We start from the raw sequence: 12,392 nt of genomic DNA, 5'->3' as shown, positions 1-12,392 counted from the left end.
TGGTCTATCTTTGCAGTCAAAGCACTATTTTACCGTGTTTAACTGGTTTTAGGTTAGCCCAGTGAAACTTTACTTGATGGTTGATCTCGACGAATTAAAATCACCAACAAGATAAAAACGATCAGGCTCATGCACAAAGCCAACAGGTTTGCATTGATCCATCCGAGGCTACTCAAAATCGGTGCAGGTAAAAATGCCCCTAAGGTCGCAAACAAAGCAATTCCAGTTTCATTGATGCCTTGGACACGATGTTTTTGCTGCTCGTTAAGACCCGCTAACAAGGTTGATGCACCTGAATAAGCAAAATTCCAGCCCACGCCCAGCACGATCAAGGCAGCATTAATATAGATGCCGACCTGTCCAAACATTGGAATTAAAGACGATAACATCAACAAAGCAAAACCAACATAAATCGTGGTATGCGTTCCCCAGCGTTGTATCAGCTTTGACACAAAGAAAGATGGGATAAACATCGCCAATACATGTAACTGAATCGAGATCGAAGCATAATGAAATGAGTGATGTTCCTTGAGATGCAAAGAGGACATAATCATCATGACATTCATAATATAGTAGGCAAATGCACCGCTGATCACCGCAGCGATAATCAACGTGCTTGGCAGTTTGCTACGCTGGGTTGGTTCAATTAGCACCTGCTGTGTTTGCTGGCGTTGGAATTTTTTGTTCCATAGATACAAAGTCGGAGAGAGCAATAAGGCCAAGACACTAAAGATGAAATAGATCGCAGTGAAATCGGGTAAGCCTGCTACCTGTTGAAACTGAATTGCCAACATCGGTGCAATAATTGCTGCGATCACCCCACCCGAAATCACCATCGCGGTGGCTTTTGGAATTAAATCAGTGGCCAAACGATCAGAAGCAGCAAAGCGATAAAAATTCGCAGTTGAGATAAATAAACCTAGTGAAAAATGGCTCAGGCATAATAAATAAAACTGTTGCTGCTGTAGAGCCAAATAACCGAGAACACCAGCAGAGAAAAGACAGATGCAACCAAACTGGAAAACCAAATGCCGCCCAAGCTTTTTCATTAGAAAAGAAAAAATAAAAGTGGTCAGTAACATCGCTAAAAACTGCAAACCATACGGAACTGTAGCCAAAGCCTGAGTTGGCGCTAACTTTAACCCCACAATTGCAGCCACGGTAACAGACAACACCGCAGCAATTAAGTTAAAGGCCTGTGCAACCAAGAGATAATAAACATAGCGAGGTAACTGATTCAAAGCCTTTATCCAATTTAATCGGGCTTGACTACCTTAACGCTGAATGCTTGAAATTCAAACAAAAAAAGATGAAAGACCAGCTTTCATCTTTGATTTAAGAGTGTGTTTCGTTATGCAGCAATCAGATTTCGTAATACATAATGCAAGATACCACCTGCTTTAAAATATTCCACCTCATTCAAGGTATCAATACGACATAACACTTTGAATTGGTCTTGACTGCCATCTTCTCGTTGTACCTGAATATCCAAAGTTTGATGTGGTTGGATATCATCAGATAATCCATGAATCGACAGTACTTCACGGCCAGTGAGGTTCAAGGATTGACGTGTTTGCCCATCCACAAACTGTAATGGCAATACGCCCATACCGACCAAATTAGAGCGGTGAATCCGTTCAAAACTTTCAGCAATAACCGCTTTAACGCCTAAGAGATTGGTCCCTTTTGCAGCCCAGTCTCGTGACGAACCCGTTCCATACTCCTTACCTGCAATAATCACCAACGGTGTTTTCTGTTGCTGGTACAGCATGGATGCATCATAGATGGCCTGCTTTTCACCCGTTGGAATAAAAATGGTATTACCACCTTCTTCACCACCCAGCATTTCATTCTTGATTCGGATATTGGCAAAAGTCCCACGCATCATCACTTCATGATTACCACGTCGAGAACCATAAGAGTTGAAATCTTTCGGTTCAACTCCCTGCTGCTGTAAATAACGTCCTGCAGGGCTGTCTTTCTTGATATTCCCTGCAGGAGAGATATGATCAGTGGTGACTGAGTCGCCCAATACCGCCAAGATGCGTGCCTGTTCAATATTGCTAATGGCTTTCGGAGGCTGGTTAATTTCCTCAAAAAATGGTGGATGGCGAATATAAGTCGAATTATCTTGCCACGCATAAGTTTGGCTTTGTGGAATCTGAATCGCCTGCCAAGTTGCATCACCATCAAATACTGCTGCATATTCTTTATGGAACATGTCGGTATTCACTTTTTGCAGTACTTGATCAATTTCAAACTGACTTGGCCAAATGTCTTTCAAATAAACATCTTGTCCATCTTTGCCTTGTCCAATTGGTTGGGTGGTTAAATCAGTACGGATATTCCCCGCTAAACCATAAGCCACGACCAAAGGTGGAGACGCCAACCAGTTGGTTTTTACCAATGGATGAACACGTCCCTCAAAGTTACGGTTACCTGAAAGCACCGAAGCAACATTTAAATCATGGCACTGAATTGCTTCTTCAATCGGTTCAGGTAAAGGCCCAGAGTTACCGATACAGGTGGTACAACCATAACCAACCAAGTTATAACCCAACTCATCCAAGTATGGTGTTACACCTGCAGCCGCTAAATAATCAGTGACCACTTTAGAGCCCGGAGCCAGCGAGCTTTTCACCCATGGTTTGCGTTGCAGACCTTTTTCAATTGCTTTTTTAGCCAATAGCCCCGCAGCTAACATCACACTTGGATTGGAGGTGTTGGTACATGAGGTGATTGCTGAAATCACCACATCACCATCCTTCAATGGATACGATTTTCCATCAATGGTACAAGCAGGTTCTTCATGCGCTAAATTCGCTTTCTTGGCTTCAACAGCAGTACCTCCGCCGCCTTCATTCTCTAAACGTTCTTTGGCTTCTTTCGCAGGTTTTAAATTCAGCTCCATCAATGCATTAAATGTTTTCGGAACATCACCCAACAAAACCCGATCTTGTGGACGTTTTGGCCCAGCCAGACTGGCTTGTACGGTACTCATATCCAGACTCAAGGTATCGGTAAATACAGGTTCATCGCCTGCATGACGCCACAATCCTTGTTGTTTACTATAGGCTTCGACTAAATCTATACGTTCTTGTTTGCGGCCAGTTAAGGCTAAATATCCCAATGTCACATCATCAATCGGGAAGAAACCACAGGTTGCTCCATATTCAGGTGCCATATTGGCAATGGTCGCACGGTCAGCCAATGGTAAATCAGCCAAACCATCACCATAAAACTCAACGAATTTACCCACCACGCCTTTTTGACGCAGCATTTGGGTAATGGTCAGAACCAAATCGGTCGCAGTAATGCCTTCATTCAATTTGCCTGTGAGTTTGAATCCGATCACTTCTGGAATCAACATGGATACAGGTTGCCCAAGCATCGCTGCTTCGGCTTCAATCCCGCCCACACCCCAACCAAGTACACCAAGGCCATTGATCATGGTGGTATGTGAATCTGTTCCAACTAAGGTATCTGGAAAAGCAAAAACCTGACCTTCATCATCACCTAACCAGACCGCTTGCGCTAAGTATTCTAAATTGACTTGGTGGCAAATCCCTGTACCGGGTGGCACCACACTAAAATTATTAAATGCAGATTGTCCCCAACGTAGGAATTGATAACGCTCACCATTGCGTTGCATTTCAATTTCAACGTTCTCGGCAAAGGCATTTTCATCAGCAAAATGATCAACCATCACCGAATGGTCAATGACCAGATCAACGGGTGACAAAGGATTGATCAGGTTAGGATCACCGCCTGCTTGAGACATTGCGGCACGCATCGCAGCCAGATCGACCACTGCTGGAACACCAGTGAAATCCTGCATTAACACCCGTGCAGGGCGATATTGAATTTCCTGATCAGAACTTTTGGTTTTCTGCCAATCAACCAAGGCCTGAATATGCTCCACTTTTACACTTTTTTGATCTTCGAAACGGAGTAAATTTTCTAGCAAAACCTTTAAAGACTTTGGCAATTTATCAATATTGCCAAGTGTTTCAGCTGCTCGCGCTAAACTATAGATTTGATAAGATGTCGAACCGACGGTGAGTGTTTGTAATGCATTGAAACTATTGATTTTGCTATATCTGGCCATAAGGTTACCCTCCCAGTATTGGCTGATTTGTTTATTATCAAATTGTTCTTTTAATGTACCCCTGTTTAGAAAAGTATGTGTTCCCTTTTAGTATCTTATTTTTAACGAGATTATTTGCTTATTCTCTTAAAATTTAAGTCGCAACGCAGCCAATGAGTTTTGCCATACTTGTGCAGCCAGCTGCAACTCAGGCAGGCCAAGGGTCTGAGCCAAACTTTCTAGAACATAAGGTAAATTGACTGGGGTATTACGGGTACGATGCTCGGTCGAAGTTTGGCAACACAACGGCGTCATATCTGGACAATCGGTTTCAATCACCAAGTTTTCACTGCCTATCGCTTGTACCACTTGATGCAGCTTTTTAGCATTTGGATTGGTGATTTGTCCTGTCACCCCAATTTTAAAGCCCAGTTTAACCAAGGCTTTGGCTTCTTCGACACCACCACTAAACGCATGGGCAATGCCACCCAATTTGAATTTTTGTGTTTTTAAAATGGCAAGGGTTTCTGCATGTGCCTTACGGATATGCAATAGCACAGGCTTTTGATACTGTGTTGCCAATGCCAATTGCTCAATAAAATAATGTTGTTGCTTGGCAAATAGTTCAGGCTGTTTATGTTGTTTTAAAAAAGTATCTAAACCGATTTCACCTACAGCCACACAGTCATGCTGCTGTAAGACTTGCTCAAGTCGCTGTAAATGTTCTGGCTGATGTTGTTCGATATAAAAAGGATGCAAGCCAGGTGCCAGATAAGAAGTCGGCACCTTATCCCAAGCGTGTAATTGTTGATGGGTGTGGATCAGCTCATCGAATCGGGATTCAACAAAACCGATTAACACCAAAGCATCGACCCCAACCTGTTTTGCTTGTTCAGCCAGATGTTGCCGATCATGATCAAAATCGGCAACATCAAAATGGGTATGGGTATCGAACAGTTGCATTAACTTTGACTTGGCGTACTTGCAGCGGGGGTAGATGCTGCTGGCGTATCAATTTTTGGTAAATATTCAGGTTTTAACACGCCTTGTAACTCACTAAATGGAATCACTAATCGCGGTAAACCGACGACATAAGGACCAATCTCATATTCGCCATATTGCAGAATTAAACCCTGTTCACCCAATAAGAAATTATCGGTGACTTGGAAAGGCCAAGCCTGTTCATACTCCTTCGGATCTGTTGCAAGTTTGGAATCGACAATCCATGTTTTAAACGCCTCATGTGCCAATTTGTCTAAACTCGCTTTTTGCTTCGGCAACAATAAGTCGTGTAGCTGCACCTGTTTTTGAGTGGTTAAATCAAAGTTGTAATAGCGTTGTGAAGTCGAGCCATGTGCCCCACCCAAATAACTACTGCTATTCAACACTACGGTTGCCAATGTTCCTTTCGGTTGTAAAATCTTTGGCTTAATCATCAAGCTGATCTGATGACTACTACTGAGCGCTTTTAACTCTTCGTCAATTTTAACAAAGGCATTGGCATAAGCTTGTGCCTGAGCATCTAAACCTGTTTTTTGCTCAGTCGTTTTTGGTGCAGATGCTGCTGAAGCATCGGCATCAACGACATCGAGCATTTTACTCAATTGATCGAGAATCTGCTGATCCAGTAACTGGTCAATAAAGGGGAAATTACTTTGTAATCGTTCAACGGTAAAATCGGGGCAGGTATTACCTTTACATTCAGGTAAAGTCACCTGTAGCTTCACTGTTTCACCACGCAAAATCGGCTCGGCAGTTTGCTGTGCCGCTGGCGGATCTGTCGGTTTATCCTGTGATTCTTTAGGTTCTGATTTCGGCTGGCAAGCAGCAAGTAAAATTGCACAAGCAAGCACGCTAAATTTAGCAATTGTTTTCATTTAAAACCTATCAGCATTGTTATTACACAAGATTTTTAAATGCTATCGAACTTCATACAAAACCGCTAGCAGTGCATGCAATTTCTATACGAATCTCAAAAATCTTGTACTCTATCTGATTAGAACATTTGCTGATAAATTTCAGCTTGTAGCATCTGTTTACTTTGTTCAGTGCTGAGATAGATATCCAGTTGTGGTGCATCCTTACTAATTTCGTTGGCACGATAATGTAATCCAATGCCCTCACCATCAAAGAACCAATCTGCCTGCCCCCAATACAATTTTTTCGGCAGCTGCTTTTTCACTTCTGAAGATTGCTTCTCAATCCATTGTTGGTAATGCGTCTGAATAATTTCGTTTAATGCATTTTGCTGATTCTTTTGAATCACGTCTAAGACGCTGACACTTTTTTGTAGCTTGCGATCTGCGACAAAGAAATAGAAACGATCTTTCACCGCAATATCCTCTTGCTGCGCATTTACCCCAACTTGCAACAATACATATTGATTTCGCTGTGAAGCAATTCGGGTATTTAAATGCAGTTCATAAGCCTTATTTTTAGAATATTTATCCTGCCATTCATCCGACTTTTTTACATAGGCATTAATCGCTTGTTGCAAGGTTAGATTCTTATTTAACTCAATCTGCTGTTGAATCACGTTGGCCTGATTTTTCGCAATCCACGCATTCAGCCAATCATCCTGTGTTTTAATGGTTTGAATGTCGACATCAATACAATTTTTCTTTTCACAAAATGGCAAAGCATAATCTGCCTTGGCTTCTTTCATATTTAAATAAGGGAGAACTTCGGCTTTTTCGACTGATGACGCAGCCTGTTCTTTGGTCTGCTCTGCAGTACTTTCATTTTTATTCGGATGATCACATGCCGTTAAAGCCATCATGCCAATCATCATACTGACAGCTAAAAGTGGTTTTAAAGTGTTCATTGCATCATCCTTTATTTTTAGTTCGTTCAATTAAAAACAGCCTCTAATTAGAAGCTGTTTTTGTGCAGTTTAGTGTTCTCGTGTGTTACGGAACTGAATATCTGGCCAGCGTTCTTGCATCAACTGCAAGTTTACGCGACTTGGTGCAAGATAAGTTAAGTGGCCACCGCCATCAACTGAAAGTTGATCATGCGCTTTTTTCTTAAACTCATTCAGAATCTTTTCGTCATCACAATGCACCCAACGAACCGTATGTACACTGACAGGCTCATAAATACAGTCCACTTTATATTCTTCTTTTAAACGATAAGCAACCACATCAAACTGTAACACACCGACCGCACCGACAATCAGATCATTACTGATTTGTGGCATGAAGACCTGAGTTGCACCCTCTTCAGATAATTCTTTCAAACCTTTTTGCAATTGCTTCGATTTCAATGGATCTTTTAAGCGAACACGACGGAACATTTCAGGTGCGAAGTGTGGAATCCCTGTGAAATGAAGATTTTCACCGCTGGTAAAGGTATCACCAATCTGAATGGTACCGTGGTTATGTAAACCAATAATATCGCCCGGCCAAGCTTCTTCCAAATGCTCACGCTCGCCCGCAAGGAAAGTCAATGCATCACTGATACGGACATCTTTACCAATACGCACATGATTCATTTTCAAGCCTTTTTCATATTTACCTGAGCAAATACGCATAAAGGCAATACGGTCACGGTGTTTCGGGTCCATATTGGCCTGAATCTTAAACACGAAGCCTGTGAAGCCTTCTTCATTGGCATCCACAATACGTTCTTGCGTTGGATGTGCCTTCGGCTCTGGCGCCCAATTAATAAAGGTATCCAAGACATGGTCAACCGCAAAGTTACCCAATGCCGTACCAAACAATACAGGAGTTTGTTTACCTTGTAGGAATAACTCACGGTCTAATGGTTCATTTGCCATTTGCACCAATTCAAGTGATTCTTCAAAGGAAGCCCACGCCAACTCACCGACTTTTTCACGAATATCGGCATGGTCATAGCCATCACGCACTTCAATATCGGTAATGGTTGAGCCAAAACCTGCTTTATAGACATACAGTTTGTTTTCAAGCAGATTGTAAACACCCGCAAAATCACGCCCCATACCTAAAGGCCATGTAATCGGCACACAGCGAATATTCAGGACATTTTCAATTTCATCGAGCAACTCTAAAGGCTCGCGAATCTCACGGTCCATTTTGTTCACAAATGAAATGATTGGTGTGTCGCGCATACGACACACTTCCATCAATTTAATGGTACGTTCTTCGACACCTTTTGCACCATCGATCACCATCAACGCAGAGTCCACTGCGGTCAAGGTACGGTAAGTATCTTCTGAGAAGTCTTCATGCCCCGGTGTATCAAGTAAGTTAATGGTGTGCTTTTTATAAGGGAACTGCATCACCGATGTGGTAATCGAGATACCGCGTTCTTTTTCCATTTCCATCCAGTCCGACGTTGCAGAACGATCAGACTTACGGCTTTTTACCATACCAGCAACTTGAATCGCCTTACCCCATAACAACAGTTTTTCTGTCATGGTGGTCTTACCCGCATCGGGGTGGGAAATGATGGCAAAGGTTCTACGAGCCTTTACTTCTCTAGCTAATTCATCTTTAAACATAAGAAAAATCTACAATATGTACACAGTTATGTACACATTTCTAAATATGTACTAAAACTGAAAAAGTGGGAATTCAAAATTGGCGTAATTGTAGCAGATTTAGAGTTGTATAGGCATAGGTGGAAATCCAGTGGCTTTTTTTTTGGGGGGGGAAACACCTAGTTTTATAAACTCAATTTATCTCTTTGCTTCGGACTTTTCGGCTTATCGGGAATTGATGTTTGCTGGATTAACAGGACACTCTTACTTAGGAGATTCTAGGCAGGCAACTTGTAAAAGTCCTCTGCCATTTGATTTGGTGCATTATTGTAGCAATCGCCTTTTTTACTCATCGAAGCCTGAAATCCATATTTTTCAATCATATTGCGATATTCATGGCTGCAATATTGGCTTCCTCTGTCCGAGTGAACGATTAATTTTCGAGATGGTTTATGATTGCCAACAGCCATGCTGAGAGCAGGGGTAATCAATTAAAAGACTCCATCAATCTTGGAGAATATTCTCCAGAGCTTGATGATAATGGTATTTATATTTTACCTGCTTCAGGTGAGTATGAAATTAGAGTATTACAACCTAGATCACAGGCAAGAAAAGATAAAAAACCTCAATACTGGATGAATATTAACATTAAATAAAGACTTGCTAGATTCTTTTAAGCTTTTATACAAGAGTTCAAAAACTATTGCCAGTTAAACGGGGCCTGATTTTTACGTATATGTGTTTATGTTAGTAAAATGATGTAGTTTACTTGTTTAAGACCCCGAGGAATAATTTAATCTTGCTGTGCGTTAGCCACGTTTCTTTCTTTCAAAAGTTGATTATATCTTTCAACGTAACCGTCACGATATTCAAGCTCTTTTGATAGGAATTTACAGTGGAAGAACAGGCGCAACTTGTCTTAAATAATGGTAATTCCTTATCTTTAAAATAGAGAACGCCCGATGAAATTCATTAGGCGTTTACTTAAATATGTGTCAGCTTATTTTATAACTAGCTGTACTTGACAATCACGATTCTTTTTCTCAATTGCCTTAAAAATCAATCTTGCTATTTTTGACTTTTCACACCATTTTGTTCAATTTGTACTGCGGCTTGCCAGCTAGGTAGTTGGCTTAAACCTGCTACATAACGTTGGATATGGGGATAATTTTCACCTTGTCCCATATGATAAACTAAAGCATGTAGTCCAAAGCCCATCATAAAGTCAGCACCGGTTAAACGGTCTGCCACTAGAAACTCTTTATCTTTTAAATATTCATTTAAATAGCTAAATACTTTATCGAACTCAACTTGGGTATAATTTTCTAGAAATACCAACTTCGTACCCTGCTTGGTTTCAATCGCATTAAACGTTTTTAATAAAAATGGCAGCATGGCAGAGCTTTCTGAGAAATGAATCCACTGTAGATAATCGACATAGGTAGGTTCATCCATATCAGGTCCTAAATGCGGCGCAAGTTTCTGAATTAATAACTCAACGATTGCGCCTGACTCTGCAATAACTTTGCCATCCCATTCCAATACTGGAGATTTCCCTAAAGGATGGATGGTTTTTAAAGAGTCAGGGGCCAAATGCGTGTTTGAGTCACGATAATAGCGTTTCAGCTCATAAGGCTGCTTGATTTCTTCAAGTAACCACAAAATGCGAAAAGAACGTGATTGATCTAAATGATGTAGTGTAATCATGATAATTCCTATTTTTTTAAATTTTTACAACGACTTTGCCAAAGTTTTCGCCTTTCAACATACCATTGAAAGCATTGATCGTGTTATCTAAACCTTGCACCATATGCTCTTTATATTTGATTTTTCCGTCTTTCAACCATTCAGACATTTGCTGATAGAATTCCGGATACTGACTGCCATAATCATCAAAAATAATAAAGCCTTGCATGCGAATACGTTTTTTTAAAAGGGTAGAAATAAAGCCCGGTAAACGGTCTGGCCCTTGTGCTTGCTCGGTAGCGTTATACTGGGAAACCACACCACACACCGGTACACGTGCCGCAGAGTTAAGCAATGGCCATACAGCATCAAACACTTTACCCCCCACATTCTCATAATAAATATCAATACCGTTGGGAGCTGCTTGTTGTAATTGTTCTGCAAAATTTTCATCATGATGATTGATACAAGCATTGAAGCCGAGTTCTTCTACTGCATAACGACATTTTTCAGCCCCACCTGCGACGCCAACCACGCGACAACCTTTAAGTTTGCCAATCTGTCCAACCGTAGCACCAACAGGTCCTGTTGCAGCTGCAACGACCAAAGTTTCACCAGCTTTAGGCTGGCCAATGTCCAACAACCCCATATAAGCAGTAAATCCTGGCATTCCCAAAATACCCAATGCCCAAGATGGATGTTCAGGTTGCATACCTAAGCTTTGACAGGCAGACCCATTAGAAATTGCGTAGCTCTGCCAGCCATTTCCGGAAAGAACCCACTCGCCTTCTTTAAATTTTGGGTTTTTAGAGGCCACCACTTGACTGACTGTTCCACCGACCATCACTTCGCCAATTTCAACCGGTGCTGCATATGAAGGAGCATCACTCATGCGACCACGCATATAAGGATCGAGTGACAAGTAAATGGTCTTTAACAATATCTCGCCTTGTTTAAGTTCATTGAGCTCAATTTGCTCAATACGAAAATCGCTGTGTTTTGGCTCACCCACTGGCCGTTTAGCTAAAACGATGCGTTGATTAATAACTGTTTTCACAAATATAACTCCATGTTTTATTTAGAAGTATTTCTCTTCACAATCAAAAATTATGATTAAAATTTCTTTACAACCATTGTAGATGAGTTATACTAAAAAACAATACGACTGGTCTATTTTTTACAATAGAGTAAATAATTAATATGAAGCCTAATCCTATTAAAAAGTCTGAAGCGAAACGCTTACACATTCTTAACACTAGTTCAGACCTGATTTTGCATAAAGGTTTTACCGGTGTAGGATTACAGGAAATTTTACAGAGCTGTGAGATCCCCAAAGGCTCGTTTTATCATTATTTCCAATCCAAGGAAGCTTTCGGATGTGAATTGGTACAGCATTATGTAGACAATTACCAAGTCCGTTTAAATGATGTATGGCGTAGCGATAAATCCCCTTATCAAAAGCTGATTGAGTATTTTAATTTATGGATAGAAGATCCTGAAACACAGTGTGGTTGGGCGGATAGCTGTTTAATTGTGAAACTTGCCGCAGAAGTTGCCGATCTATCTGAAGATATGCGCTCCATTATGTCCGCTGGCGTCGATGATGTAATCGAACGTATTGCTGGTTTAATTGATTTGGGAAAACAGGATCAGTCTATCCAAGCAGATACTGAGGCCTCGACGTTGGCACAAGTACTTTACCAAATGTGGTTAGGTGCAGCATTACTGAGTAAGTTGCAAAAAGATAAAACACCATTACATCAAGCTCTGAGAGCAACTAAATTTCTATTAAAAAGTGAAGATTCATAAAAATTAGATTAAATATCAATTACATAATTAATGACAGCAGCCCAATAATTACTTATTAATGTGTTGCTATTAGATCAATTTACAATCCATGAGTATAGCGCACAATGAATTCTCCTTCTAAAGCCCTCATGACTCGTATTTTAGTCGGATATTTAGGCTTATATCCCACACTATTACTGGTACTCACTTTATTAAAGCCAATTACTCAGCATCAAAGTTTCCCGATGATGGTGTTGATTGAAGTCATAGTATTAGTGCCAGTAACGCAACTGATTTCTTTCCCACTGGCAGGTTGGCTCATTACACAGCTAAAAAATTTTAAGAGCCTGTTTTAAGAAGAAATTGTGC

At 40.9% G+C, this 12,392-nt stretch carries 10 protein-coding genes and 2 pseudogenes; 3 read left to right on the top strand and 9 right to left on the bottom strand.

Going from position 1 to position 12,392, the window contains the following annotated elements; genetic code table 11:
• Positions 1-53 precede the first annotated feature (53 nt).
• From WA352_RS05470 to WA352_RS05440, 7 genes and pseudogenes are all read right to left on the bottom strand, one after another.
• Positions 54-1,241, bottom strand: coding sequence for an MFS transporter (locus tag WA352_RS05470; protein WP_033133803.1), 1,188 nt, complete (start codon positions 1,239-1,241; stop codon positions 54-56).
• Between the two features lie 110 nt (positions 1,242-1,351).
• A complete protein-coding gene (gene acnA, locus WA352_RS05465) occupies positions 1,352-4,108 on the bottom strand; it encodes an aconitate hydratase AcnA (protein ID WP_033133802.1) in 2,757 nt (918 codons plus the stop codon).
• Between the two features lie 126 nt (positions 4,109-4,234).
• Positions 4,235-5,050, bottom strand: a complete 816-nt coding sequence (locus tag WA352_RS05460; RefSeq protein WP_033133801.1) for a TatD family hydrolase — start codon at positions 5,048-5,050, stop codon at positions 4,235-4,237.
• Positions 5,050-5,964, bottom strand: coding sequence for an RsiV family protein (locus WA352_RS05455; protein ID WP_033133800.1), 915 nt, complete (start codon positions 5,962-5,964; stop codon positions 5,050-5,052). Before WA352_RS05455 ends, WA352_RS05460 begins: the two co-directional genes overlap by 1 nt.
• A gap of 119 nt (positions 5,965-6,083) precedes the next feature.
• Positions 6,084-6,911 (bottom strand): hypothetical protein, encoded by an 828-nt coding sequence (locus WA352_RS05450; protein WP_033133799.1) that lies wholly within the window; start codon positions 6,909-6,911, stop codon positions 6,084-6,086.
• A gap of 69 nt (positions 6,912-6,980) precedes the next feature.
• Positions 6,981-8,570 (bottom strand): peptide chain release factor 3, encoded by a 1,590-nt coding sequence (locus WA352_RS05445; protein WP_005312123.1) that lies wholly within the window; start codon positions 8,568-8,570, stop codon positions 6,981-6,983.
• A 296-nt stretch (positions 8,571-8,866) separates the two neighbouring features.
• A pseudogene (locus WA352_RS05440) lies at positions 8,867-9,040 on the bottom strand (DDE-type integrase/transposase/recombinase); the annotation flags it as partial.
• On the opposite strand from WA352_RS05440, the pseudogene WA352_RS05435 reads away from it, so the two are divergent.
• A pseudogene (locus tag WA352_RS05435) lies at positions 9,026-9,205 on the top strand (hypothetical protein); the annotation flags it as partial. The pseudogenes WA352_RS05440 and WA352_RS05435 sit on opposite strands and share 15 nt — an antisense overlap.
• Positions 9,206-9,617: 412 nt before the next feature.
• Here the strand turns inward: WA352_RS05435 and WA352_RS05430 are convergent.
• Positions 9,618-10,256 (bottom strand): glutathione S-transferase family protein, encoded by a 639-nt coding sequence (locus tag WA352_RS05430; protein ID WP_005206931.1) that lies wholly within the window; start codon positions 10,254-10,256, stop codon positions 9,618-9,620.
• A gap of 16 nt (positions 10,257-10,272) precedes the next feature.
• Positions 10,273-11,292, bottom strand: a complete 1,020-nt coding sequence (locus tag WA352_RS05425) for an NADP-dependent oxidoreductase (protein ID WP_005206929.1) — start codon at positions 11,290-11,292, stop codon at positions 10,273-10,275.
• A 143-nt stretch (positions 11,293-11,435) separates the two neighbouring features.
• Here WA352_RS05425 and WA352_RS05420 point away from each other — a divergent pair, with 143 nt between their 5' ends.
• Positions 11,436-12,044, top strand: a complete 609-nt coding sequence (locus WA352_RS05420; RefSeq protein ID WP_005093648.1) for a TetR/AcrR family transcriptional regulator — start codon at positions 11,436-11,438, stop codon at positions 12,042-12,044.
• Positions 12,045-12,148: 104 nt separating this feature from the next.
• Positions 12,149-12,379 (top strand): hypothetical protein, encoded by a 231-nt coding sequence (locus WA352_RS05415; protein WP_005206927.1) that lies wholly within the window; start codon positions 12,149-12,151, stop codon positions 12,377-12,379.
• The last annotated feature ends 13 nt before the right edge of the window (positions 12,380-12,392 follow it).

The organism is Acinetobacter sp. 102 (genome assembly GCF_037028485.1).
In the GTDB taxonomy this organism is placed as follows: domain Bacteria; phylum Pseudomonadota; class Gammaproteobacteria; order Pseudomonadales; family Moraxellaceae; genus Acinetobacter; species Acinetobacter higginsii.
The sequence above is the reverse complement of the archived record's forward strand: the minus strand, read 5'-3'. Positions and strand labels throughout refer to the sequence as shown.

Excerpts from the sequence above, each read along its gene's own strand:
- WA352_RS05420 (WP_005093648.1), top strand. The coding sequence starts at position 11,436 with ATGAAGCCTAATCCTATTAAAAAGTCTGAAGCGAAACGCTTACACATT.
- WA352_RS05430 (WP_005206931.1), bottom strand. The coding sequence starts at position 10,256 with ATGATTACACTACATCATTTAGATCAATCACGTTCTTTTCGCATTTTG.
- WA352_RS05460 (WP_033133801.1), bottom strand. The coding sequence starts at position 5,050 with ATGCAACTGTTCGATACCCATACCCATTTTGATGTTGCCGATTTTGAT.
- WA352_RS05455 (WP_033133800.1), bottom strand. The coding sequence starts at position 5,964 with ATGAAAACAATTGCTAAATTTAGCGTGCTTGCTTGTGCAATTTTACTT.
- WA352_RS05415 (WP_005206927.1), top strand. The coding sequence starts at position 12,149 with ATGAATTCTCCTTCTAAAGCCCTCATGACTCGTATTTTAGTCGGATAT.
- WA352_RS05445 (WP_005312123.1), bottom strand. The coding sequence starts at position 8,570 with ATGTTTAAAGATGAATTAGCTAGAGAAGTAAAGGCTCGTAGAACCTTT.
- acnA (WP_033133802.1), bottom strand. The coding sequence starts at position 4,108 with ATGGCCAGATATAGCAAAATCAATAGTTTCAATGCATTACAAACACTC.
- WA352_RS05450 (WP_033133799.1), bottom strand. The coding sequence starts at position 6,911 with ATGAACACTTTAAAACCACTTTTAGCTGTCAGTATGATGATTGGCATG.